At 45.7% G+C, this 24,886-nt stretch carries 26 protein-coding genes; 7 read left to right on the top strand and 19 right to left on the bottom strand.

The features are described from left to right. Nucleotides 1-24: 24 nt before the first annotated feature. Genes tatB through rmuC form a run of 6 tightly spaced genes read right to left on the bottom strand, consistent with a single transcriptional unit; the run spans nt 25 to nt 5,346 of the window. A complete protein-coding gene (tatB, locus tag AACQ17_RS07505) occupies nt 25-432 on the bottom strand; it encodes a Sec-independent protein translocase protein TatB (RefSeq protein ID WP_013855639.1) in 408 nt (135 codons plus the stop codon). A 3-nt stretch (nt 433-435) separates the two neighbouring features. Then, nucleotides 436-672, bottom strand: coding sequence for a Sec-independent protein translocase subunit TatA (tatA, locus tag AACQ17_RS07500; protein ID WP_010319841.1), 237 nt, complete (start codon nt 670-672; stop codon nt 436-438). A gap of 51 nt (nt 673-723) precedes the next feature. Next, nucleotides 724-2,358: a ubiquinone biosynthesis regulatory protein kinase UbiB gene (gene ubiB / locus AACQ17_RS07495; RefSeq protein ID WP_094147310.1), complete on the bottom strand. Its 1,635-nt coding sequence runs from the start codon at nt 2,356-2,358 to the stop codon at nt 724-726. Next, the gene (locus tag AACQ17_RS07490; protein WP_047690304.1) at nt 2,355-2,960 is read right to left on the bottom strand and encodes a ubiquinone biosynthesis accessory factor UbiJ; all 606 of its coding nucleotides are present in this window, start codon (nt 2,958-2,960) and stop codon (nt 2,355-2,357) included. The genes ubiB and AACQ17_RS07490 overlap by 4 nt, the downstream gene beginning before the upstream one ends. Nucleotides 2,961-2,969: 9 nt before the next feature. Beyond that, nucleotides 2,970-3,752, bottom strand: coding sequence for a bifunctional demethylmenaquinone methyltransferase/2-methoxy-6-polyprenyl-1,4-benzoquinol methylase UbiE (ubiE, locus tag AACQ17_RS07485; protein ID WP_094147309.1), 783 nt, complete (start codon nt 3,750-3,752; stop codon nt 2,970-2,972). Between the two features lie 49 nt (nt 3,753-3,801). Continuing rightward, complete coding sequence (rmuC, locus tag AACQ17_RS07480) at nt 3,802-5,346, bottom strand: DNA recombination protein RmuC (RefSeq protein ID WP_013855636.1); 1,545 nt, start codon at nt 5,344-5,346, stop codon at nt 3,802-3,804. A gap of 140 nt (nt 5,347-5,486) precedes the next feature. Between rmuC and AACQ17_RS07475 the strand changes: the two genes are divergently transcribed. Then, entirely contained in the window at nt 5,487-6,380 is an 894-nt protein-coding gene (locus tag AACQ17_RS07475; RefSeq protein ID WP_017044512.1) for a DMT family transporter, read from the top strand. Nucleotides 6,381-6,427: 47 nt separating this feature from the next. On the opposite strand, the gene araC is transcribed toward AACQ17_RS07475, so the two are convergent. From araC to AACQ17_RS07450, 5 genes are read right to left on the bottom strand one after another with little or no spacing between them, the layout of a single operon-like run. Next, on the bottom strand, nt 6,428-7,267 hold the full coding sequence (gene araC / locus AACQ17_RS07470; RefSeq protein WP_029189931.1) for an arabinose operon transcriptional regulator AraC: 840 nt from the start codon (nt 7,265-7,267) through the stop codon (nt 6,428-6,430). A 48-nt stretch (nt 7,268-7,315) separates the two neighbouring features. Then, entirely contained in the window at nt 7,316-7,855 is a 540-nt protein-coding gene (locus tag AACQ17_RS07465) for a hypothetical protein (protein WP_017044513.1), read from the bottom strand. 54 nt (nt 7,856-7,909) lie between these two features. Then, a complete protein-coding gene (gene araA / locus AACQ17_RS07460) occupies nt 7,910-9,412 on the bottom strand; it encodes an L-arabinose isomerase (RefSeq protein ID WP_094147308.1) in 1,503 nt (500 codons plus the stop codon). 9 nt (nt 9,413-9,421) lie between these two features. Continuing rightward, nucleotides 9,422-10,183: an L-ribulose-5-phosphate 4-epimerase gene (locus AACQ17_RS07455; protein ID WP_088733013.1), complete on the bottom strand. Its 762-nt coding sequence runs from the start codon at nt 10,181-10,183 to the stop codon at nt 9,422-9,424. Next, entirely contained in the window at nt 10,173-11,879 is a 1,707-nt protein-coding gene (locus AACQ17_RS07450) for a ribulokinase (RefSeq protein ID WP_166538063.1), read from the bottom strand. Before AACQ17_RS07450 ends, AACQ17_RS07455 begins: the two co-directional genes overlap by 11 nt. A 365-nt stretch (nt 11,880-12,244) precedes the next feature. Here AACQ17_RS07450 and AACQ17_RS07445 point away from each other — a divergent pair, with 365 nt between their 5' ends. From AACQ17_RS07445 to araH, 3 genes are all read left to right on the top strand, one after another. Continuing rightward, entirely contained in the window at nt 12,245-13,246 is a 1,002-nt protein-coding gene (locus AACQ17_RS07445) for an arabinose ABC transporter substrate-binding protein (RefSeq protein WP_166538089.1), read from the top strand. A 75-nt stretch (nt 13,247-13,321) separates the two neighbouring features. Then, nucleotides 13,322-14,833 carry an L-arabinose ABC transporter ATP-binding protein AraG gene (gene araG / locus AACQ17_RS07440; RefSeq protein ID WP_013855628.1) on the top strand — a complete coding sequence of 504 codons (1,512 nt, stop codon included), beginning with the start codon at nt 13,322-13,324 and terminating at the stop codon, nt 14,831-14,833. A 14-nt stretch (nt 14,834-14,847) separates the two neighbouring features. Then, a complete protein-coding gene (araH, locus tag AACQ17_RS07435) occupies nt 14,848-15,837 on the top strand; it encodes an L-arabinose ABC transporter permease AraH (protein WP_013855627.1) in 990 nt (329 codons plus the stop codon). Nucleotides 15,838-16,063: 226 nt separating this feature from the next. On the opposite strand, the gene AACQ17_RS07430 is transcribed toward araH, so the two are convergent. From AACQ17_RS07430 to ftnA, 5 genes are all read right to left on the bottom strand, one after another. After that, entirely contained in the window at nt 16,064-17,026 is a 963-nt protein-coding gene (locus AACQ17_RS07430) for a zeta toxin family protein (RefSeq protein ID WP_094147305.1), read from the bottom strand. A 668-nt stretch (nt 17,027-17,694) separates the two neighbouring features. Beyond that, a complete protein-coding gene (locus tag AACQ17_RS07425; RefSeq protein WP_013855625.1) occupies nt 17,695-18,882 on the bottom strand; it encodes an NAD(P)/FAD-dependent oxidoreductase in 1,188 nt (395 codons plus the stop codon). Between the two features lie 142 nt (nt 18,883-19,024). Continuing rightward, on the bottom strand, nt 19,025-19,846 hold the full coding sequence (locus AACQ17_RS07420; protein WP_019282127.1) for an HDOD domain-containing protein: 822 nt from the start codon (nt 19,844-19,846) through the stop codon (nt 19,025-19,027). Nucleotides 19,847-19,991: 145 nt separating this feature from the next. Beyond that, nucleotides 19,992-20,315: a universal stress protein UspB gene (gene uspB / locus AACQ17_RS07415; RefSeq protein ID WP_010319583.1), complete on the bottom strand. Its 324-nt coding sequence runs from the start codon at nt 20,313-20,315 to the stop codon at nt 19,992-19,994. A 70-nt stretch (nt 20,316-20,385) separates the two neighbouring features. After that, nucleotides 20,386-20,913, bottom strand: coding sequence for a non-heme ferritin (ftnA, locus tag AACQ17_RS07410; RefSeq protein WP_013855622.1), 528 nt, complete (start codon nt 20,911-20,913; stop codon nt 20,386-20,388). A gap of 154 nt (nt 20,914-21,067) precedes the next feature. On the opposite strand from ftnA, the gene AACQ17_RS07405 reads away from it, so the two are divergent. Both AACQ17_RS07405 and AACQ17_RS07400 read left to right on the top strand, forming a co-directional pair. Continuing rightward, nucleotides 21,068-21,493: a universal stress protein gene (locus tag AACQ17_RS07405; RefSeq protein ID WP_010319581.1), complete on the top strand. Its 426-nt coding sequence runs from the start codon at nt 21,068-21,070 to the stop codon at nt 21,491-21,493. 56 nt (nt 21,494-21,549) lie between these two features. Beyond that, nucleotides 21,550-22,425 carry a carboxylate/amino acid/amine transporter gene (locus AACQ17_RS07400; protein WP_088721460.1) on the top strand — a complete coding sequence of 292 codons (876 nt, stop codon included), beginning with the start codon at nt 21,550-21,552 and terminating at the stop codon, nt 22,423-22,425. A 134-nt stretch (nt 22,426-22,559) separates the two neighbouring features. On the opposite strand, the gene AACQ17_RS07395 is transcribed toward AACQ17_RS07400, so the two are convergent. Continuing rightward, nucleotides 22,560-23,006: a hypothetical protein gene (locus AACQ17_RS07395; protein WP_013855620.1), complete on the bottom strand. Its 447-nt coding sequence runs from the start codon at nt 23,004-23,006 to the stop codon at nt 22,560-22,562. Nucleotides 23,007-23,117: 111 nt separating this feature from the next. Beyond that, nucleotides 23,118-23,897: a class I SAM-dependent methyltransferase gene (locus AACQ17_RS07390; protein ID WP_094147304.1), complete on the bottom strand. Its 780-nt coding sequence runs from the start codon at nt 23,895-23,897 to the stop codon at nt 23,118-23,120. A 155-nt stretch (nt 23,898-24,052) separates the two neighbouring features. Here AACQ17_RS07390 and asnC point away from each other — a divergent pair, with 155 nt between their 5' ends. Next, the gene (gene asnC / locus AACQ17_RS07385; RefSeq protein ID WP_010319577.1) at nt 24,053-24,517 is read left to right on the top strand and encodes a transcriptional regulator AsnC; all 465 of its coding nucleotides are present in this window, start codon (nt 24,053-24,055) and stop codon (nt 24,515-24,517) included. 77 nt (nt 24,518-24,594) lie between these two features. Here asnC and tsrA read toward each other — a convergent pair whose 3' ends face one another. Next, on the bottom strand, nt 24,595-24,876 hold the full coding sequence (gene tsrA, locus AACQ17_RS07380) for an H-NS-like global regulator TsrA (protein WP_017044523.1): 282 nt from the start codon (nt 24,874-24,876) through the stop codon (nt 24,595-24,597). Nucleotides 24,877-24,886 lie beyond the last annotated feature (10 nt).

Below are 24,886 nucleotides of genomic sequence, written 5' to 3'. Positions count from 1 at the left end.
TTACAGTGGTAACAATAACTCCTCCTACAGAGATGAGTCGGCTTTCTTATCGGCCGTTTCAGGCGACGAAATCGTTGTAGCGGGAATCACTTCAACGCTTTGTTCATCGTGCTCTGTTTTTGTTTCAGAGGGCGATGAGTTCGCATAAGGGCGTTGTACATCTTGCGCAGCCTGCTTGAGCTGATCCACAGAAGATTTCAGCTCTGGAGATAAATTTTCCATTCCCATTTGCTCTGCTTTACGCAAGTTTTCTTGCAGCTCTTGAATTTTGAGCTCATGTGCTAATTCATCTTTGACACTGTTCGCCATGTTCTTTGCTGTGCTAACAAATTTTGCCACACTGCGAATAGCATGAGGTAAACGCTCAGGGCCAAGAACGACCAACGCGACAACCGATATTAATACCAGCTCCCAAAAACCGATATCAAACACGTGTTAGGCCTGCTCTTTATCTTTTTTAGTCTCAGCAGTCGCTTCTGTCTTCTGCTGCTCTATATTTTTAGGTTCAAAATCTGCGTCTTTCTTGGCTGGCTCTTCATCGCTCATCGCCTTTTTGAACCCCTTAACCGCACCACCGAGATCGCTACCGATACCACGCAGTTTCTTGGTTCCAAATAGTAATACAACAATCACGGCAATAATTAGAAGTTGCCAAATACTGATACCACCCATTCTCTACACCTCAGGAATTTCTCAACAAATTGATTTCAAATAAAAGACCGCTTAACGACGGTAAGCACTCCAACTGAGTAGCCAAAATACAACACCTGCAATCGCACTGGTTATTGCAAACGGCTGATAAGCACTGGTCACTAATATCGCCGAGCATACGACCAAAGTGGCGCCAATACCAAATAAAAACTTTCCTGTTGCCTGTTGACGCTTACTGGCTAGATAACCTTGGTACAACTGATCCAACCTTTGGTTCATTGCTTTACCTTGTTTGAGGCTATCGTAAAGCAGCTCTGGCAATTCAGGTAATTTTTCAGCCCAAAGCGGAGCTCGCTCTTTTACTGCACGGATAAACGCTTGCGGCCCAACTTGGTTCATCATCCATTTTTCTAAAAATGGTTTAGCGGTTTGCCACAAGTCCAATTGAGGATAAAGCTGACGCCCTAACCCTTCGACATACAATAGCGTTTTTTGCAACAAGACCAATTGCGGCTGCACTTCCATATTGAAGCGACGAGCCGTGTTAAACAAGTTTAGCAACACATGACCAAATGAGATTTCGCACAATGGCTTGGCAAAAATTGGCTCACAGACCACGCGAATAGCAAACTCAAATTCATCGATGTTGGTTTCACGTGGAACCCAACCAGAATCAACGTGCAATTGTGCCACTCGGCGGTAATCTCGGTTGAAAAAAGCTAAGAAGTTTTCGGCTAAATAACGTTTATCTTCACTGTTTAAGGTACCGACAATACCACAATCTAAGCCAATCCATTGTGGATTGTCAGGATGCGCGGGATTAACAAAGACATTGCCCGGGTGCATATCGGCATGGAAAAAACTGTCGCGGAACACTTGGGTAAAGAACACGCTCACCCCGCGTTCAGCAAGCAACTTCATATTAGTGCCGTTGGCCGCTAAACCTTCAATATCAGAAACTTGAATGCCGTATATTCGCTCAGAAACCATGACAGTTTCATTACTAAAGTCAGGAATTATCTCTGGAATGTATAACTCTTCACTATTTTCAAAGTTACGACGCAGTTGAATGGCGTTGGCTGCTTCTCGGCGTAGGTCGAGTTCAGCAAGGAGAGTTTTTTCGTATTCACGTACCACTTCAACGGGCTTCAGTCGCCTTGCTTCAGGTAATGCTTTGGCAACAATTTTCGCCATGCGATACATGAGTTTGATATCGGCATCAATCACTGGCCGAATATCTGGCCGAATCACCTTGAGTACGATTTCCCGGCCAGATGATTTGAGTTTGGCGGTATGGACTTGAGCAATCGACGCAGAAGCAAGTGGTTCAATATCAAATTCATCAAACCAAGTTTCTAAAGCGCCGCCCAACGCTTTTTCCATCTGAGTTTTAGCAAGTACACCATCAAACGGAGCGACTTTATCTTGCAGTAACGCAAGTTGGTCTGCGATGTGCGGTGGAAACAGGTCACGCCGCGTTGACATCATCTGACCAAACTTAATCCACACTGGACCAAGCTCTTGCAAGGCTAAGCGCAAGCGCTCACCTAATGGTTTGTCCGCATGCTGATTTTTAATCCAGAACAATCCTTTGCGCGCTAATATTGGCGCTTTGGTGAGTTGATGTTCTGGCAACAGTTCATCTAGACCATATTCCAATTGTACTTTGATAATTCGGTACAACCGCTTGAGTTCAGTTGGCGTCATGCTTGCTCCAACAAGTGTTGAATTTTGGCTTCGATACGCGCCGCTTGGCTATTGAGATCATCCACTTGGTCACAAAAATAGGCCACCTCGAGCGAGCTAGGTAATAAACGCCACTCTTCCGTTAACACTTGGCTGAGGTGGTTTTGATGCTTGCTTCGTTGTGATTGCAGCGCTTGGCCTATGTCTTTCACACCCTGCACTAAAGCGTGAGCCAGCACATCACCCGTCAGGCGTGACAACCACTCTTCAACATCCGGCTTGCAATCGGTGATCAACTGGGCAAATTTTTGCGCCAGTTGAATATCGCCCTCCAGCACCAACTTATCTTGTTTGATCAGTTGGGTGATGTTCGCTTGCTCGCGTAGCTCGGGCAAAATGGAAACATTGAGCGACAGGTAGCAATTCGACTCGCCTTCGTAAGCCGCTAACACATCAATTTGCTGGCTAAAAATGAAGGTCAGCGTTTTATTGAACTCTTTGAGATGCACTTGGATGACTTGCCCTTTCAGGCGTGATAATCGGCGCACCAACTCAGGATCGTCTTGAATTAAGGTGTTGAGTGTGGTCTCAATCGCGGCGGTAACTAAAGGCTCAAACGGCATGCCCAATCCTTAGAATTTGTAACCACGGTGCAGCGCAACAATACCGCCCGTTAAGTTGTAGTAACTCGTTTGCTCAAAACCAACCTGATCCATCATCCCTTTTAAGGTTTCTTGATCGGGATGCATACGGATAGATTCCGCAAGATAGCGGTAGCTGTCGGCATCATTGGCAATGATTTGGCCCATTTTCGGCAAGAGATGAAACGAATACGCATCGTATACTTTGGATAATGGCTCAAGCACTGGCTTGGAGAACTCAAGTATCAACAAACGGCCACCCGGTTTTAAAACGCGGAACATCGAGCTCAGCGCTTTATCTTTGTCCGTCACATTACGCAGGCAAAAACTGATGGTGATGCAGTCGAAATAGTTATCAGGAAAAGGCAGTTCTTCGGCGTTGGCTTGCACGTAATGTACGTTGCCCACTACACCTTTATCACGCAATTTATCGCGTCCGACATTGAGCATCGAGTTGTTGATGTCAGCCAGAATAACATGACCTTTTTCGCCCACAATGCGTGAAAATTTGGCGGTTAGATCGCCCGTACCACCACCAAGATCCAAAATACGTTGGCCCGGGCGAGCGCCACTGCAATCAATGGTAAAACGCTTCCATAAGCGATGAATGCCACCAGACATCAGGTCATTCATCATGTCGTATTTGGCCGCAACCGAGTGAAAAACTTGCGCGACTTTGGCGACTTTCTCTTCTTTCGCTACGGTTTCAAAACCAAAGTGAGTGGTATTTTGTGTCTCTAATGCTGTTTTTGATTGCACGCTGGTATCCGTCATGAAGGTTCCTCTTGGGCAGCACTGTGTTGTTAAAGGCGACTGCGAGCGATCAGTTTACTTTATCCTCAGCGTGATGTCTTTCTACTAAAGGTGCATTTTCCACCGCACTGTCTGCCCATGCCTCATTTTGTGCTTGTTCGACCCATTCGCTGTTTATGGAACGTTTTATCTCGACGCCAAGTTGTTTAAAACTTTCGGCTTGACGCAGTGCGTTGCCACGCCCTGTCGCGAGCTTATTCATCGCCCCTTGATAGTTTTGGTTTGCACGGTCTAACGCGCCACCAAGCCCTTCCATGTCCTCCATAAACAAGCGTAATTTATCGTACAATTTGCTGGCCCGCTCAGCGATCAACTTCGCGTTCTGGTTTTGTCGATCATTACGCCATAAATTATCGATCGTACGCAGCGCAACCAACAAGGTGGTTGGGCTAACCAGCAAAATATTTTGCTCCATCGCCTCTTTTACCAAGCTGGGATCAGCTTGAATCGCCACTTGGAATGCAGGTTCGACGGGAATAAACATCAGCACGTAATCCAAACTTTGTAGCCCTTTGAGCTGATGATAATCTTTCTGACCAAGTCCTTTTATATGGGCGCGCAGTGCAAGTAAATGCTCACTTAATGCGCGAGCACGTTCACTTTCAGTTTGAGCATGGAAATAACGCTCATAAGCCACCAGCGCCATTTTCGAGTCAATCACCACCTGCTTATCGTGTGGTAAATTGACAATTACATCGGGTTGATAACGCTTACCCGCCTCGTTTTGCAAACTGACTTGAGTGTGATATTCATGCCCTTCACGCAGGCCTGATTCGGTCAGCACCCGCGCGAGAACCACTTCGCCCCAATTGCCTTGCTGTTTATTGTCGCCTTTCAGCGCTTGGGTCAAATTGAGTGCCTCTTGCGCCATCTGTTCATTGAGGCGTTGTAAGTTTTTCAATTCATGAACCAACGTATGGCGCTCTTTCGCTTCGTGATTGAAGCTGTCATTGACCTGCTTTTTAAACCCTTCGAGCTGCTCTTTCAGTGGAGAAAGTAGCCCTTCCAAACTTTGACGGTTCTGCTGATCCACTTTCGCGGTTTTGACTTCAAATAACTGATTGGCTAGCTGCTCAAACTGCTGCTTTAGGCGTTCCTCAGCGTGTTCAAGTAACTGTAGTTTTTCTTGGCTCGATTGAATTTGCTGTTCATGCCGCGCTTCTTGCTCACGCAGTTGAGCCTCAAGTTGCGATTTCTGCTCACGCAGAGCGTGCGCATCTTCCATGCTCTGTTGCCGCTCTTGCTTAACCACTTCGAAATAGCGCAACTTTTCCATCGCGGCCATGAATTTCCCGTGCGATTGCTTAAGCTCAAATGCGGCTTTATCTCGTTCTTCATCCAGCTCATCCAACTCTTGTCGCGCCTGCTGCAAAGCTTGTTTGAGTTCGATTATCTGCTGCTGATGATGGGCTTGATGAGTCTCTAACTGCTGTTGTAATAGCTCACTTTTCAAATTGAGCTTCTGCTTAACCCACCAGCCAGCCACTGAGCCGCTCAGCACGGCGCTGCCTAACGTTGAAAGCACTAACGCTTGATTTTCGATAATCCATTGCATGATAACGGGTTAACTCATTTTATCAGTCATGGACAAATGGTATTTCGATACTGGATAAATGTCCAGTTTGTACAAGTTAACAGCAAACTATAGACTTGCGCCGCTGAACACTATTTCAACAATTATTCTAACGAGGATTCATGGACGAACGACGCGCACTCGGCTTTGGCTTATCTGCCGTATTATTGTGGTCAACGGTTGCCACGGCTTTCAAACTTACGCTGGCTGAATTTACGCCGATCCAGATGCTGACGGTTGCGAGTGCTGTCTCTGGGTGCGTACTGCTGGGCATTTGCGCGCTGCAAGGCAAGCTCAACCAAGTGGTGAGTACCTTTCTCGCTAACCCTTGGTATTACTTATTGTTGGGCTTAATTAACCCTCTCGCATACTACCTCATTCTGTTTAAGGCTTACTCACTGCTGCCCGCCTCTCAAGCGCAAGCAATCAACTACAGTTGGGCCATAACCCTGACACTGATGGCCGCTGTATTTTTAGGACAAACCATTCGTAAACAAGATTGGATAGCGTGTGCACTGAGCTATTTTGGTGTGGTGGTTATCGCGACTAAGGGTGATATTTTAGCCATGCAGTTTGATAGCCCGCTGGGTGTTGGGCTGGCACTATTATCAACGCTTCTTTGGGCTGGCTACTGGATTCTTAATACCAAAAACACCGCCGACCCCGTGATTGGCGTTTTACTGGGATTTTTGATCGCCATCCCTTTTGCGATTGGTTTAAGTTGTTATGAAGGTGCAAGCTGGCATCAGATTACGATTAAAGGGTGGAGCGCGGTAACTTATGTCGGCTTGTTTGAAATGGGGATCACCTTCGTGCTGTGGTTGAGTGCATTAAAACTCACGGCCAACACCGCAAGGATCAGCAATCTCATTTTTGCTTCACCTTTCATCTCACTGCTGTTGCTGGCTACTATTATTGGCGAAACTATTCACCCCACCACTCTGATTGGTTTAGTGCTGATCATCACAGGGCTTGTCGTGCAGCAGTTTAAAACGCCTAAAACGATCACTCAATGACAGCGACCCAAATTGACGAAAAGCCCAAACGGACAGATTGCATAGGTTTACAAAGTAATTTGATCGCGGTAAATCTTAGGGCTCACACCGGCCTTACGTTTAAAAACACGAGAAAAATAGAGTGGGTCTGAATAGCCCACAATTCGACCAATGTGATTGACCGAGTAGTTAGACGTGACCAGTAATTGTTTGGCTCGGCTGATCCTTTGGTCGTCGCGCCATTGGGTTATGGTCATCTCCATTTCAGAACGAAATAGGTGGCCTAAACGCGATGGTGATAAACAGATATGGGCCGAAACATCCTCGATAGTGAAGTCTTGATTGAGGTTTTGCGTCATATAATTCATCGCTTCCACCACCCTAGGGTCAAGCGGTTTGCTGACGACATCCGGTTGCAGTGTCTTACATCTAATCAATAATTGTTCGAGCAAGTTAATCGATAAATCATTTCGATAAGGGACATCTTGTTTTGAAGTGTATTCAATATCGATAAACAGGTTTTCAATATAGCGAATGGTATTCTCATCCAACCCTTGCGTTAAGTAGACGCCATTTTTTTGCTGTTGCCATGTTAGCCAGTCATGCCAAAAGGCTCGTGGCCGAAAATAAACCCAACGGTGAAACCAAGAAGCACAATCTTTTTTTCGATGATAATAGTGAGCCGCTGTTGGAGGGAAAAGAAGTAAGTCTCCAGGTTTCACGTGAAACTCATCTTCGCCATAAAAAATGGTTCCCTCGCCTTTGCTCGTAAAATTGACAATAAAACCTTTCATGCCATTAGGTCGATCAATCGTAAAATCCAGTTCATCTCCCTCAATAATTGGCGTTAGTCCAGCCACTAAATGAGCATTAAAGTTATATCCAGGTTTTAGAGGGTTATTCTGCATGGGGGCAATATTCACTGTAATTTACGTGTAGTGTAAGCAACCTCTCCGTTAAGTACGATTTTTCAGTTCACACTTTTCATCTAAGACTATCCATTGGGTCGCAGAAAAAGCCTCACAGAAGCCATGTCCTACGGGTTCGATTAAGTATTCACTGGGTTGGTCATTACGTTTTCTTTGCCAACCTTTAATCGAAGAGATGATGTCTTCAGGTTGCGTGGCCAGTTGGTGGCTAACGTCGGTTTGAGTAATGTGATGTCGAATATCAAGCCGAGTTGGGATGCTGTTTCGCGCAAGATAATCAATCACCAATGCACCTTGAAAAAAGGTGTAAGTCATACTCAATGAGAGTGTTTCGTTAAGCTGAATGTTGCACCACTGCTCTAAATGGTTTTGCTTAGATCTGAAATGCCAAACCACAGAGCGCATATCAATGATAAGCCCATTGTTGATCAGCTCAAGCTGCCCAACGAATACAGGTTTATCCTCACAACACAGCTGAAATTGATCGGGTGTATCGGCTTTTAATTCCAAATACCACTCTTTATAACGCAGTAATGGTAAGCCAGTGGATAAAGGAAGAGCATTCATGTTCACACCATAGCTTAATGAACACTCCCTCAGATGAGGGAGTGTTCCGCGGGTTTAAATACCTGAAGATAAACGGTAATAAACGCTGTTTGTTTTGAGTGCGGACTTGAATGGATACAAGGAGGTTTGGTTATCGATTAATACCATTTCGATCCCCGCCATTTCGGCATAATCCGCTAACATCTCAACGCTCACCGCTTGGCTGTATACGGTATGATGCGCGCCACCCGCATGGATCCATGCTGCGGCTGCCGTCTCAAGGTTGGGTTGCGGCGTCCATAACGCATGCGCCACGGGTAATTTAGGTAGCGATTGTGGTGGAGCTTGAGTATCGACCGTATTGACTATCATGCGAAAGCGATTTCCAAGATCAATCAAAGATACGTTTACCGCAGGCCCCGCTTTTCCGCTGAACATCATACGAGCAGTGTCGCATTTGCAGCCAATAGTGTGACGATGAATTTCAATCTTTGGCTTGTCTTGAGCAATGGAAGGGCAAACTTCCAGCATATGAGCGCCGAGCACTTGGCTTTGCTGACCAAAGTTGTAGGTGTAGTCTTCCATGAACGATGTTCCGCCCACTCGGCCTTGCCCCATCACTTTCATAATGCGAGTCATCGCTGCGGTCTTCCAATCCCCCTCACCGCCGTACCCGAAGCCTTTTTCCATCAAGCGTTGTGTGGCCAAGCCCGGCAGGTTCGAAATACCCGATAAGTTTTCAAAGGTGTTGGTGAATGCCTTCGCGCCCACGGAATCCAAGAAACGCAGCATACCCAATTCCAACTTCGCTTCTTGGGTTAGAATATTGATACTTGCGCTGTCTTTGAAAAGTTCAGGGCTCATGCTGTAGCAAGAAGCGTATTCATCCATTAAAGCCTTAGCATCACTGTCTGAAACTTGATTGACGCTCTCGCTCAGCTCACCCAAACCATAGCCATGAACTTCATAACCAAATTGAATTTGCGCAGAGACTTTGTTTCCTTCCGTCACCGCGACTTGACGCATGTTGTCGCCAAAACGCGCTACTTTAAGCGACTTCCCTTCATGAATAGCAATCGCTGCACGGCACCAATCATCCACCTGTTGGTGAACAATCGGGCTCTCCCAATGCCCCACGACTACTTTTCGATCAATCCCCAGTCGCGTGCCAATAAAACCAAACTCACGACAACCATGGGCACTTTGATTTAGGTTCATAAAACCCATATCAATTTCATCCCAAGGTAGGGCCGCATTGAATTGAGTATGAAGATGCAAGAACGGCTTGTTGAGCTGGCTTAACCCCGCAATCCACATTTTTGCAGGCGAGAATGTGTGCATCCAAAGCACGAGACCAATACATGAATCATCATTATTGGCTTGGCGACAAACCTCTAATATCTCATCTGGCGTCTTCACTGTACCTTTGTTCACCAAAGGAACTGAAATGGCTGGAGAGTGATTTAAACCATGGATAATTTCTTGGCTATTTTGCGCGACATTTTGTAATACTTGAGGTCCGTAAAGGTGCTGCGACCCAGTGACAAACCACACTTGTTGATTGGTAAACGTGTTCATTGTTATCCCTTATTTATTTTTTACATTACTTTGACCGTAATAAGCATTAGCTCCGTGTTTACGTAAGTAATGTTTATCCAGTAGGGCTTGATTGATGAAGGTCACTTGAGGGTTGATCTGCAAAGTTTGCAGCGCCATTTTGGCGACAACCTCCATGACAACTGAGTTATGAACGGCGTGATCAGCATCCTTACCCCAGCTGAATGGGCCGTGTTCATTAACAATAACCCCAGGAATGGCCAACACTTCACCACCACTGATCGTTTCAATGATGACCTTGCCTGTATGGTGTTCGTAGTCGGTTGCGATTTCGGCATTGGTCAAGGGGCGAGTACAGGGAATGCTGCCGTAGAAATAGTCAGCATGAGTAGTACCCAATGCTGGGATGGCTTTACCTGCTTGAGCCCAAGAGGTGGCATGAGGAGAATGCGTGTGCACAATGCCGCCAAGTTCTGGGTAAGCGCGATATAAGGCCAAATGGGTAGCCGTGTCAGAAGAGGGTTTAAGATCGCCCTCGACAACTAAGCCATTCAGATCAACCACCACCATATTGCCGGCATTGAGTGCTTCGTATTCGACGCCACTTGGCTTAATCACAACTAACCCTGTTAAGCGGTCAATGCCTGATACATTGCCCCAAGTAAAGGTAACTAAACCGTGGGTCTGTAGCGCCATATTGGCTTGCCATACTTGCTGCCGAAGCTCACTCAGACGTTGCTTTGCTTGTGGGTCGCTCGCTAAATCGAAGCCTAGAGAAGTCTTAACACTCATCAGTACGCTCCTGTGCCAACAAGAATTCAGAAAATTGTTCGATCTGCTGCCCTAACTGGCGATAAGCGTGGTAACGCCATTCGCTGGTCCCTTTGGTATCAGCATCTGGGTAGTAAACATCGCAGATTGGGCTCGCCATTTGAGTTTGAGCTTGCTCGGCATCGCTATAAACCCCGGCCGCAACAGCTGCAAAAATGGCCGCACCTAATGCACAACACTGCTCTGAAGCGACAACGGCGATTTCTCGCCCAATGACATTGGCACAGGTTTGCATCACAAATGGTGACTTCTGAGAAATTCCGCCAATGGCGATGACACGTTTCACTTCGACACCTTGCTCAACGAAGCAATCGACGATTGATTTCGCGCCATGAGCCGTTGATTCCACCAGTGACGCAAAAATATCTGGTGCGCTAGAGCCTAAATTCAGCCCCGTAATTGCGCCTTTTAGACGCTGATTGGCATAAGGCGTTCGCCGCCCGTTATGCCAATCTAAGGCAAGAGGCGTTTCCAGTTGCAGACGTTTTGACTGTACTTCCGCCGTAAGTTGAGGAATTAACAAGGCCTCAGCGGCGTCCAGATCAATTCCTAATTGTGGGTTTTGCTTAGCCAGTTGCGCGATTGGCCACAACATCACACGTTTGTACCAAGCATAAATATCACCAAATGCTGATTGCCCAGCCTCCAGTGCCATTAAGTCTGGCATCGCACTACCCGTAACTTGGCCACATATTCCATGAATGGTTCGATCACCGATACTTTGTGCATCCACCATCAAAATATCGCATGTTGACGTACCAATAACTTTCACTAAGTCATGTTCGCCAGCGCCAGCGCCCACCGCGCCCATATGGCAATCAAAAGCACCAATGGCAATGGCAATTCCCTCTGGTAAGCCTAGCCGCTGCGCCCACTCTGCACTCAGATGCCCTGCTAATTGGTCTGAGGTGTATACCTCAGTAAACATTCGATCTCGCATGCCATCGAGCGTGGGAGAAATGGCCGATAAAAAATCTTGCGGAGGTAAACCGCCCCAGCTTTCATGCCACATCGCTTTATGCCCTGCAGCACAAATACCACGACGTAAATTTGTAGGATGCTGACACCCTGCAAGGAGAGCTGGAACCCAATCACACAACTCAACCCAGCTATGGATATAAGGAACAAGCCCTGCATCTTGTTCCGCTACCCACGCGGCTTTCGCCCAAAACCACTCCGATGAATACAATCCCCCGATGTATTTGGTGTAGTCTGGAAAAGTGTGTGAATGGGCCAGCTCATTAATGCGTTCCGCTTTGGTCACGGAAGTATGATCTTTCCACAAGATAAACATGGCATTGGGGTTATGCTCAAACTCAGGAAGCAACGCCAACACATTGCCCTCTTTATCGATAGGGGCTGGAGTTGAACCCGTACTGTCCACGCCAATACCAACAACAGATTGTGCGATCTCCGTGGAAACCTGCGCCAACGTTTCTCGGACAGCAATGGTCAGAGACTCAATATAATCAAGAGGATGATGACGAAATCGAGATTGGTTCGAGTCGCTGTATTGTCCTTTTGCCCACCTTGGGTAGTTAGCCACGCCAGACGCAATCTCTTCACCATTGCGAGCATTCACCAATAAAGCTCGTACAGAATCAGAGCCAAAATCTAAGCCGATCACGTAAGGTGAATCTATATTCAAATTATTCATGGTCACTCCACATCAGACCGATTAACTGCCTATTTTTATAACGGTCTTACGTCAATATCACCATGAACCCAATAGCTAAAAATATGGATAAATTAGTCGACACACTCATTCTGTGCTAATGGTTTTAAAATCATCACTTCAGCTTTTTTCCAGAAAAAAAAGCGCATAAAAACACTAAATAGCCGATGTTCATATAAAATTAAACACATAAAACTATAAAAAGTGAGAGGTACTTCATGCCCTACCTCGCTACATAAATGGACAAAAACGCTACATTTTTCTGCTGTGATTTTCATCACTTCAAAGCTCGTCAACTTCCTTAAGTATGGAGATGAAACAACCCTACCAGTGGACGGACAAATAAGATGAAAAGCATAAAAACCACACTCGCTGCCGCAATACTCACCGGAACCGCATTATTCAGTATTTCTGCTAATGCCTTTTTCGGTAGCAACGATGAACTCAAATTAGGTTATTTGGTAAAACAACCTGAAGAGCCTTGGTTCCAAACAGAATGGAATTTTGCTGAGCAAGCCGGTAAGCAATATAACTTTGAAGTGATCAAAATGGCGGTGCCTGATGGAGAAAAAACACTGAACGCTATCGATACGCTAGCGGCAAGTGGCGCCAAAGGCTTTGTCATCTGCACACCTGACCCTAAGCTTGGGCCTGCAATTATGGCTAAAGCAAAAAGCTACGATTTGAAAGTCATCACGGTTGATGACCAGTTCCTTAATGCGAAAGGCGAACCAATGACAAACGTGCCTTTGGTGATGATGGCTGCCAGTGAAATTGGTTATCGCCAAGGTTCTGAACTGTACAAAGAGATGACAAAACGTAGCTGGGATACCGCAACAACGGGCGTTATGGCCATAACCGCAGACGAGCTGGATACCGCGCGTCGTCGTGTCGATGGTTCGATTAAGGCACTGAAAGAAGCGGGTTTCCCATCCAACCAGATTTACCGCGTACCAACCAAAGCAAATGACATCCCTGGCGCTCTGGATGCAGCAAACTCGCTACTGGTGCAATACCCAATGGTCAAGCAGTGGCTTATCGTCGGTATGAACGACAATACCGTTCTCGGCGGCGTTCGTGCGACAGAAGGACAAGGGTTTAACGCAAGTAATGTGATTGGTGTTGGCATTAATGGCGTCGATGCTGTCAGTGAATTAGCTAAATCGAAACCAACAGGGTTCTATGGTTCTCTTTTACCGAGCCCAGATGTACACGGCTTCAAAAGCATCGAATCACTTTATAAATGGGTGAAAGAAGGTGTTGAACCACAAAAATTCGTTGAAGTGACGGACGTTGTCTTAATTACTCGCGACAACTACGAAGCAGAACTGGCAAAGAAAGGCCTGTAAGGCGTTCGTTGTCAATGGCTAAAAGCGGTACAGCTTCTTCGTACCGCTTTCGCGAAGTAAACAGGAGTACAGACTATGGCAGCTTCACACTCTTGCTTAGAGTTTTGCCAAATATCAAAACACTTTACGGGTGTTAAGGCACTGACCGACATTAGCTTTCGCGTTAACAGCGGTAGTGTTCATGCCTTAATGGGAGAGAATGGGGCCGGGAAATCGACTCTATTGAAAACGCTAAGCGGGCTGCATCAACCCACCCACGGCAAGCTGCTCATTGATGGGCATCCAGTAACATTTCAATCAACGGTTGACGCATTAGAGCAAGGTATCGCCATTATTTATCAAGAGCTTAATTTGGTTCCTGAACTCAGCGTGGCAGAAAACATTTTCTTAGGGCAACTTCCCACTAAACATGGCCGGGTCGATACCGAAACCCTCAATCGTAACGCACGTAAACAGTTATTGCGCTTGGGGGAAAATTTTGACCCCTCTCGCCCATTAAAAGAGTTTTCTATTGGCCAGTGGCAAATGGTTGAAATTGCTAAAGCGCTAAGTCGCAATGCACACATCATCGCTTTTGACGAACCAACCAGTAGCTTGTCTCAACGTGAAATTGAAAACCTATTTAAAGTGATCCGCGAATTGCGCGACGACGGCAAAATCATTCTTTACGTTTCTCATCGTATGGAAGAAATATTCGCTCTGTGTGATGCAATCACCATCTTCAAAGATGGTACTCATGTGCAAACCTGTTATGACCTTTCGACTCTCACTCATGACCGTTTAGTTGAGTTAATGGTTGGCCGGGAAATCAATGACATTTACAACTACCGCTCTCGTCCTCTTGGTCAAAGTGGATTAGCGATTAAAAACCTGATGGGCAGAGGGCTCACCGCTCCTCTCTCGCTAGAAATAAAGCAAGGCGAAATATTAGGTTTGTTTGGTCTGGTCGGTGCGGGCAGAACAGAACTTACCCGTTTGATTTTCGGAGCAGAAAAAGCCACCGCGGGCGATGTTTATCTTCACGGACAAAAAATACGAATTACTAAACCTGAAGATGCCATTCGGGCGGGCATTACCTTATGCCCTGAAGATCGCAAAGCAGACGGTATCGTGCCTATTTTATCGGTGCAAGAAAACACCAACATTAGCGCTCGTCCATGGCATCTAAAGCTTGGCGGGTTAATCAACTTCCAGTGGGAGTCGAGCAATGCACTCAAACAAAACCAGTCATTAAACGTCAAAACCGCTTCGTTAGATCAACCCATTGGCGAGCTCTCCGGTGGCAATCAACAAAAAGTGATCCTTGGTCGTTGGTTATCTACCGATATGAGCGTCATTTTGCTAGATGAGCCGACGCGCGGCATTGATGTTGGCGCTAAGTCTGAGATATACGAGTTGATCTTCAAATTGGCAGAAAATGGCGTGACTGTCTTAGTTGTCTCTAGTGACATGCCTGAAGTGCTTGGTATCGCTGACCGATTACTGGTTATGAAAGATGGCAAAGTAACGGGTGAATTAACACGAACTGAATTTAACGAACAATCTGCGTTGCGTCTTGCCATGATTGGCAACGACGTCGCTGCGTAAAAAGGAATATCCTAATGGCTGTAACGAGTTCAACCAAAATAGACAATACCGAGAGCCCGACTCGCTCTTTTAAGTTCTCTTCCATCTGGGATAAGTTCGGCATGCTGATGGTCTTTGCTGGGCTATTTTTGCTTTGCAGTTTATTTGTCCCTTATTTTGCTACATTCATTAATATGAAAGGGCTCGGTCTGGCTATTTCCATGAGCGGCATGGTTGCGTGCGCCATGCTATTTTGCCTAGCCTGCGGGGATTTAGATCTCTCGATTGCTTCGGTTATTGCCTGCTCTGGCGTAGTCACGGCGGTAGCGATTAACGCAACCAGCAGTGTGGTATTGGGTATCGGCGCAGGCTTACTTTCAGGTGTACTCTTTGGTTTGCTAAATGGCTTCGTTATTGCCAAATTGCAGATCAATGCGCTGATAACGACTCTCGCAACAATGCAAATAGCTCGAGGTCTTGGTTATATCATCTCTGACGGTAAGGCGGTTGGGATCACTGAAGAACATTTCTTCACCCTAGGTAACTCCTCTTTACTTGGTATCCCAACGCCAATTTGGTTAACCATAGTCACCTTCGCTATTTTTGCCTTTTTACTAAATCGTACGGTTTATGGGCGCAATACATTAGCGATTGGCGGTAATGAAGAAGCCGCACGATTAGCGGGTGTTAACGTCGTAAAAACTAAAATCATCATTTTCACTATCTCTGGCTTTATCTCTGCGCTCGCTGGGGTTATTTTAGCCGCGCGTATGACCAGCGGTCAGCCGATGACTTCCGTCGGTTTTGAGTTAGTGGTCATCTCTGCTTGTGTGCTCGGTGGGGTATCGCTCAAAGGCGGGATAGGTAAAGTATCTTACGTTATTGCGGGTGTGCTCATCCTCGGTACGGTAGAGAATGCGATGAATCTACTGAATATGTCACCTTTTTCTCAATACGTGGTACGAGGAACTATTTTGCTCGCGGCGGTTATCTTTGACCGCTATAAACAAAATAAATCCAGCTAGAACCAACTCATTGCCACACAACAAAAAGAAGGGCTAACCTGTGCAGCTCTTCTTTTTTCTAAAAAACTATCCATGCTTTGACAGTGCTTTTTAGTGAAGTTTATCGCTAAGGATGGCTTCTATCGCAAAACTTATTCTTGACGTACAGGTAACGGCCTCTAGATACACTGACCTATCAGAGGGTATCTAGACTTAAAACGTCAAAGGTTTCGACAGAATAGACCACTTAGTTATAGTCGTAATTGGGGAATTGGACGTTATACCGCACTAGCCCGATTAGAGTGTTAAATGCCTCCATCTGTAAATGTTTATCGTTTTTACTAGCCGTTCGACCATCTTGTAAAGCTTTGACAATTTCATCAGGATTTCTTCCTGTATAGAGCTCTATTCCCGCTCTTGAGGTCACAGTGATCGTATCTAATAATGGAAGAAGCTCTTGAAACTTCTCGACACTGTCCATATCGCTATAGGCTTCATCATGTTTGTTCAATGGCGTTCTTCTAGCACCATCAGGGACTAACTTTCCTTCTCTAATACTTTTAAGTGCTGACTCATACCTTGTGAAAACCCCCATCATACTTAACGACTTATCAACGGCTAGCACCGTCAAATGAGTCTTAAAGCCATGTTTTTTACAATCATCCAGAACGTGTAATATTGAGTGTTGCTGATCTAACATGGAGCGTTGTATCACCATGTTGAATTTTTTTTCAAGTCCGTACTTTATTAAACCTTCGCAGAGAAACAACGCCGTTTGTTGGCAGTTTGACACCGTGCTTGGGTGCCCATTGCTTGCTAACTCCGAATAACCTGGAATGTATTTTTTCAGTTCATCATAATCAACCACCACACAGTTATTCTTGAGCTGTGACGAACATGCTTTTATCGCGGTCGATTTCCCAGCGCCCATTTGCCCTGTAACAACAAAGGCGCTTGGTTGTTCTTGAGGCGTAACGCCTTGGCATAGCTTCTCTTGCACATGTTTTAATAAGTTAATTTTATTACTCGGTTCAGAGAGGAACCGATTATCATCCATATCTTTTACCCGGCGCTGGCGAAGCTCCAAAGCGCTTTGCGTTGCACTGGCTGGTACATTCTTCACCTGTTTAACAAAGAATGGTTCTTGTAGTGATGTTGCCCGTTCGAGGGAATAGCTTTGAGGCTCCGTAAATGTAAAAGATGTTTTCATTTCAAATCCTTATAAAATTAGGCTTTGTTCAAACGATATCTAAGCGAACCATAGTCAGCACAGTGGAAGGCGCTATATTATCACCGCGGTATGATGTATAGAGATGCATCTTATTGGACGTGAGGATGAGTAAAAGGTCATGTCTTTATTTGTGAGTAAATGTAGAAGATTGATTTCATCCAGATGGGTTTACATCCGTTGTGAATATGATTTTTAGCCGTTTACTGGTTCAATAAAATGCACATTTATTCATACTTTTACAGCATGTCGAATCACATGCTTTGAGCTAAAAGTGATAAGCATGAAAAAGCCGTTGCTATGTTCAACCTTCGAGTAAACAAAAAGCAGAAGGATAGCGCGAACTTTTTATGATTTATGGTTATGATTTTTGGATATCAAAGGGTAAGTACAAAGAACCAAGCATTTGATATGCAGACGCATTCGCTTGAGTAATGTAAGGGCGAGAAGATTTTTCCTGATATTGCGTCTGGTGCAAAAACCAGCCGACCTTCTTTGAACAACGCCTTGCCCCGTTGCGGTCAAGTGAGGCTATCAACGCCTACAAATGAGACAGGCTAGTCCGTTCGTGAAAGCACGGTGTAGAGATAATAAAGTTTGTATCCTTGGGGTGATCCTCGTCACCCCTTTTGGGTCTTCTCTACACACACTTACACCCACTGTCCGGCGACATAACCGCTTGACCAACACCATTGGAAATTATAGCCACCAAGCCAGCCCGTCACATCCATTACCTCACCAATAAAATAGAGGCCCGGAACCGATTTGCATTCCATGGTTTTCGATGAGAGGCAATCGGTGTCTACGCCACCTAATGTGACTTCGGCTGTGCGATAACCTTCAGTACCATTGGGAAGAATCGGCCAATGTTGTAAGTCGTGTGCGATAGCGGTTATTTCGTGTGGGTTTAACTGTTTGAGCGGTTTATCGACAAAAGCTTTGCGCTCAATCAGTACTTCAACTAAACGCTTAGGCAGTACTTTCGCGAGTGTATTTTTTAAGCTTTGATTTGGGTGTGCTTCACGTGATTCATTTAATAGCCGCTCGATGTCTACTTCCGGCACTAAGTTGATACTGACCTTCTGCCCCGCTTTCCAGTAAGAAGAAATTTGCAACACCGCCGGCCCAGATAAACCACGATGAGTAAACAGCAGTGCTTCTTTAAACACTGTGCCATCTTCAGTAGTGATTTCAGTTGGAATGGCAATGCCGGCCAGTTCGGCGAAATCTTCTTTATCTTGTTTATGCAGTGTAAAAGGCACGAGCCCGGCCGTGGTTGGGATCACCGCCAGTCCAAACTGCTCTGCAATTTTGTAACCAAAAGGAGTCGCACCAAGCTTGGGCATCGACAAGCCACCCGTTGCGACCACCAGTGACTGGCATTGGATTGGCCCGTCATTGGTGGTGAGCTGAAAGCCGTTTGGCACCTTATCTATCGATTGAATCTCGACTTGATAACGCTGCTTGACCGTCGGTAAATCGCACTCTTTTAGCAACATATTGACGATGTCCTTCGCCGAATCAAGGCAAAAGAGCTGGCCATGATCGCGCTCTTCAAACGCAATATTGTATTTACTGACCAGCGAGATAAAGTCCCACTGGCTGTACTGCGATAACGCTGATTTAACGAAATGGGGATTGCGGCATAAGTAGTTGGCGGCCGATAGTTCATAATTGGTGAAATTACAGCGACCGCCACCTGAGATCAAAATTTTACGGCCAGGCTTTTTGGCATGATCGAGAACGCATACGCTGCGCCCGCGCAGGCCAGCTTGCGCGGCGCACATTAGCCCGGCGGCGCCAGCACCAATAACGACAACATCAAACGACTGACTCATGCTTTCACCTTCATTTAACTAGACGCACACGCACCTAATGACAAACAAAAAGGATGCAGCGCTGGTGGCGTACATCCTTATCAATGGGGGACATTTTAACGACTAATTGAGTGAAGACAAGGTTAATCCACCAGCGACGGTATTAGACGAGTTGCTCGGCAAGCTCGCGCCCTTTTCCGCGAACGGCGTCAATTGTTTCAGCAAATGTGGCAGATATTGCCAGCACACGAGCATCTGGGTGCTCAGCCAGAAATAAACGTTTTTCTTTTTCGGTCAGGATATCCCATTGATGGTGGATATCACGGGCAAAATGCAATACACGGGCAAGTTTTGGTGAAAGCTGCGCTTTTTCTGGCTGCGCAGAGTAGGCGATCGCATCGACCATCTCATCAGGAAACTTCCAAGCTTTGGCTAGCTTCGCCCCCAGTACATTCGCATCGGTATGGATGATTTGCTGTTGTGCTTCTAGTTCAACTTCACCAGCATCAACACAAAGGCGAATTTTCAACGCTTCTTGCGGCGCTAATGTGTGGATCATCAATTGGCCAATGTTGTGCAATATTCCGGTAGTAAAAACGCTATTGGCATCGAGTTTACAAGCGGCCCCCAGTTTGCTGGCGATAATGGCAATTTCAAAGGTATCGGACCAATATTGCTGCAGATCCAAGGTGTCAATTTTAGGAAAAGCACTGGATAATACCGATGCCACCACCATAGTTCTCACCGAGCCACTTCCGACACGAATCACCGCATCATTGATAGAGGCCACTGTGCGGCTTCCGCCAAAATGTGCCGAATTTGCAAGGCGAAGCAGCCGCGCACTCAACACTTGTTCCATGGCAATTTTTTTTGTGAGCGCACCAAAATCGACCTCTTCCTTATTAACCATTTCGAGTAGTTCTTGTAATACTTGTTGAATACGAGGTAACTCATTCAAACGTGCGAGCAGTGCTTTTTCATCCATTATTTTTCTCCTTTCGATTGCTCTTGCTAATAATAGTCGCCGCACAATGAAGATGCATAATAGTGAAGAAATAAGTCGATGACTTTATACAGACGATAAAAAAGGAGCACGATAGCTCCTTTAATCAATACAATGACTGGCTCAGTTATACGATACAAGCCGCGAAGGTTGTCACCGCCAGCAATGACATCGACAAGATAAACAGCGCTCTAACGCGATCACACTTGCCCGTAAATAGGGGATCGTGGTGATGGTGATACTCTTTACCTTTCAAATAATGGAAAAGACGAACCTGCTTGGTGACATTACCGTGAGTGGTAAAAAAGCCACCGCCATCCACTTGTTGATAAAGCAATGGATGGGCTTCACGCATGATGTAAATAAGTGAGCGTAGCGCCGTAAGATACCTGACTAGGTTAACCCCAGTGACCAGCATTAGCGCAAATAAAATTGTATCCCCAGTGATCATCTTTTCCTCCCTACACCTTTGCATAGAACCCAAAGAAAAAGACGATCGCTTCATACTCTTTCTGCTGCGATTACACAGCTTGGGTATCCATTACAGAAGATGAGCCGGCTTTTGCCATTGCGGCTAGGTCTTTGTCGATGAAGAACAGCGCCTTACCATCATCACCCACAAGCTCTAGCTTATCTAAAATCCCTTTAAACAACTTCTCTTCTTCATGTTGCTCCGCAACGTACCACTGAAGGAAGTTAAACGTTGAGTAGTCTTGAGATGTGAACGCCGCATGAGCGAGTTTATTAATCTGCTGAGTAATCATCTGCTCATGTTGATAAGTTTCGCGAAACACTTCACCAAGGCTCGTAAACTTATGTTTTGGCGCTGCGATCGCACCAAGGATAGGCAGTGCACCCGTTTCACTCACGTAGGTGAATAAACGCTGCATGTGCTGCATTTCTTCTACGGCATGAGCGCGTAAAAACTCGGCAGCACCTTCAAATCCTTTATCTTCACACCAAGCACTCATTTGTAAGTATAGATTGGATGAAAAAAATTCCAGATTAATTTGTTCATTCAGTTTTTCAACCATAGCTTGTGACAACATGTCGACTCCTAGTTTATGTAACGATTTGAATTGACTATACCATGAACCTCACCATAACACTTTGAGTCAGGTATGCGGATATGAGATCACGACGACAAAAAACTCTCGGCCTCAGTGCTAATCTTTAATCAGTACCCCATCAGGAGATAATACAATGAGTTATCAACATATTTTGGTTGCCATTGATCTTTCAGAAGACAGTAAACTCTTAGTCGACAAAGCTGTTGCACTGGCAAAACCACTCGATGCTGACGTTTCTTTCATTCACATTGATGTCAACTATGCCGAGCTGTATACCGGACTCATTGATATCAATTTAGCAGAAACTCAACATCACGCGATGGAAGCGTCACAAAAGCAGCTGCAAGCCTTAGCGGAACACGCGCAATACCCTATCCGCCATACACTAGTAGGCAGCGGCGACCTCAGTAATGAGCTCTGCGAAACCATCGCTGAATTCAGTGTTGATTTGGTGGTCTGCGGTCATCATCAAGATTTTTGGAGCAAGTTACTCTCATCCACTCGGCAACTGATTAACTGTTCGCCAGTCGACATGCTTGTAATACCACTTCACGACTGACGACAAGCCAAAACTCGGTTAGACTGCGGGTTATTTACTGTTCAGCGTTGTTTGTTATGGCCTATCTCTCTGCAGTCACCCTACTTTGGGCATTTTCATTTAGCTTGATCGGCGTTTATCTCGCCGGTCAAGTTGATTCTTGGTTCGCGGTTTGGATGCGCGTTGCATTAGCGAGCTTAGTATTTCTACCTTTGATCAGGTTTAAAACCGTTCCCGCTCCGTTGATCGCTAAGTTGATGACCATTGGTGGAATTCAACTGGGCCTGATGTACTGTTTCTACTATCAATCATTTTTACTGCTATCGGTTCCTGAAGTTTTGCTGTTTACGGTGTTTACACCAATCTACGTCACGCTGATCTACGATCTACTGAAAGGCCGCTTTTCTCCGTGGTACTTAGTGACGGCGGCCATTGCCGTAATCGGTGCCGTTTTTATTAAATTTGCAGCAATAAACGAGCACTTTTTGCTGGGTTTTTTGGTGGTGCAAGGAGCTAACCTCTGTTTTGCTATCGGCCAAGTGGCTTATAAATACGTCATGGAAAAAGAGACCATCACTTTAGCGCAACACAGCGTATTCGGTTATTTCTACTTAGGTGCATTGGTGGTAGCAAGCGTGGCATTTTTACTGTTTGGCAATAGTGAAAAACTGCCCACTACCTCTTTGCAATGGGGTATTTTGATCTACTTAGGGGTAATTGCTTCTGGGCTTGGTTACTTCGTGTGGAACAAAGGAGCCTGTTTAGTCAATGCAGGCGCATTAGCGATTATGAATAATGCGCTGGTTCCCGCCGGATTAGTGGTGAACATTCTGATTTGGAATCGCGACGTAGATTTAATCCGCCTTGCAATTGGCGGCGTGATCATTTTGTTCTCACTGTGGGTCAATGAAACTTGGGTAAAGCGCAAAGTCGCTGCCAGCCGTACTCACTGAATCAGGCTGAGCGCTGAAAACAACAAAGCCCGCAATCATCACGGGCTTTGTTGTTGAAAAAGGGGCTATCGTGGCTCGGTTTAACTCACCATCTGTTTTCAGTAAACCATCTATTTTTAGTAAACTATCTGTTTTTAGTGAATCTGCCGTTGTAGTGAACGTTCACTAACCGAAGAAATTCGTTGATTCACATCGGCAAACTTTACTTGTAATGCAGGGTGTTTCTTTAACAGTTTTTGCTGCTGTTTCAGCACTTTTTCTAACTTCTTCAGTACTTTTTTTTGTTTTTTTAACGCTTTCTTGTTCTGTTTTTCCGATCGCTTGGCGGCCTTTTTACCTTTGTCCGTCATGCCATTTGACGTACCAGAGCGCAGTTGTTTCTTCCCTTCCGAAACAAGCTTTGTCGATGCACTCGGAATAGCAGCAGGCTTACACAGCGTGTTTTTATCCGATGATGAACGAGCACATGAGCGACAAAGAAATTTTGGCGCAGCCACAATCTGATGGATATCCCCAAGCTGGCTAGTAATATCGTGTCGGTTCAATTTGCATAAACGCTTATTCATGTACGCCTCGATCACGAATAGGAATAATTATTAGTTAGATATACAATTCCAAACACGATTAAGCAAGCACTAAATTACATCTATGGGCCACGAGATTTTCTCGCCAAAGCTAACGTATTGAATGCGTTAGATCATCGCCGCTTTCACATACACATCAAAACGATTTTTCTTGGTTTCAATCGCCATACTCGGCTTTTGTTTGTCTAACCAATCGGCATAGTCAGGACGCTTCACCACCACGCGTTTGGTCGCCAAACTCAAGGCTGGATTTAATAATGCATCAGCATCCAAGTCAGCGCCCACCAGCGATTGAAAGACGCGCATCTCCTTTTTTACCAAAGCCGTTTGTTTTTTACTTTCCGGGTGCGGGTACATGGGGTCAAGATACACCACATCTGGCTTTACAAAATCTGCATCTTGCGCCAGTTTTTCGAGCGCATCATGACTCGAAGCGTGAAGTAACGACATTCGCTCGCTTACCCAGCCGCCAATCTCCGCATCTTGCTTGGCACGCTCTAAACCATCATCGAGCAGCGCGGCCACAACGGGATGCCGCTCGACCATTTGCACTTTACAGCCGAGCGAGGCCAACACAAAAGCATCACGACCTAACCCAGCCGTTGCATCTAACACGGTCGGTGTCGCTCCTTTGTTTAGTCCAGCAGCTTTGGCTATCGACTGACCTTTACCGCCACCAAATTTACGTCGGTGAGCAACCGCCCCCGTGACTAAATCGACATAAATAGCGCCGAGTTTAGGCTCATCCAGTTTACGCAACTCAAGACGATACTGAGTTAATACCAAGGCAAATGGGCTCTCGGCGCATGGTTTTAATCCCCAACGCGCGGCTAATGTATCCAAATGTGCTTGCTGAGCAGGAACTTCGCAAATCAGTTGTAGCTGCAAGTTAACTCCGAAACAAAAGAAATAATGAGGAGGCTTGAGTTTACCCAATTTTCACTGACGTGACTAAAGCTTATCGCTTTTCTTAAACGGCGGCTTACGAGAAACAACGACCAGTGATAAACTGAGCGAACCATTTCAATGATAAGGATGCTGTGATGCAAGCCACTACCGCTAAACTGGACGAACTCGACCGCGCCATTTTAAAAATTTTAATGGACGATGCACGCACGCCCTACGCAGAAATGGCCAAGCAGTTCAACGTTAGTCCTGCCACTATCCATGTTCGCATTGAAAAGATGAAATCGGCCGATATCATTCAGGGTACGGAAGTGATCGTCAATACCAAAAAATTGGGTTATGACGTGTGTTGTTTTATCGGTATCAATCTCAATGCCGCGCGAGACTACCATTCGGCGCTCGCCAAACTCAATGCGCTGGACGAAGTGGTGGAAGCCTATTACACCACAGGAGCCTATAATATTTTTGTGAAGTTAATGTGCCGCTCGATTGAAGAATTACAATTTGTGCTGATCGACAAATTACAGGCTATTGATGAAGTGCAATCCACAGAGACGCTTATTTCCTTACAGAACCCGATTAACCGAAATGTGAATCCTTAATCACCGAAGCCGCAAACACCACGCAATAAAAAGCCCGAAACTAAATTCCGGGCTATGGCATCGGTACTGATAATAAATTATTTGTTCAGATAAGTTAAAAGCTCTTCAGCCGAAATACCCTGCTTTGCCAATTCCTTCGCCATGATTTCGACTTGCTCGCCTTTACGCGCTTCAATCACTTGTTGAAACTGAAAGACTAAATCACGCAGAACTGGTAATGGTACTTGTTTGGCGGCACTGCGAATACGCTCACTACTTTGGTTGCCTAATTCATTCAGCAATTTTCCGAACATGACCTTTTCTGGAGACTCGTCGAGTTGTTCCCAAATTCGAGCCATTTCATAGGTTGTCATTGACATTGTTGTTTCG

The organism is Vibrio sp. V10_P2A27P122 (assembly GCF_963874335.1).
Taxonomy (GTDB): domain Bacteria; phylum Pseudomonadota; class Gammaproteobacteria; order Enterobacterales; family Vibrionaceae; genus Vibrio; species Vibrio anguillarum.
The sequence above is the reverse complement of the archived record's forward strand: the minus strand, read 5'-3'. Positions and strand labels throughout refer to the sequence as shown.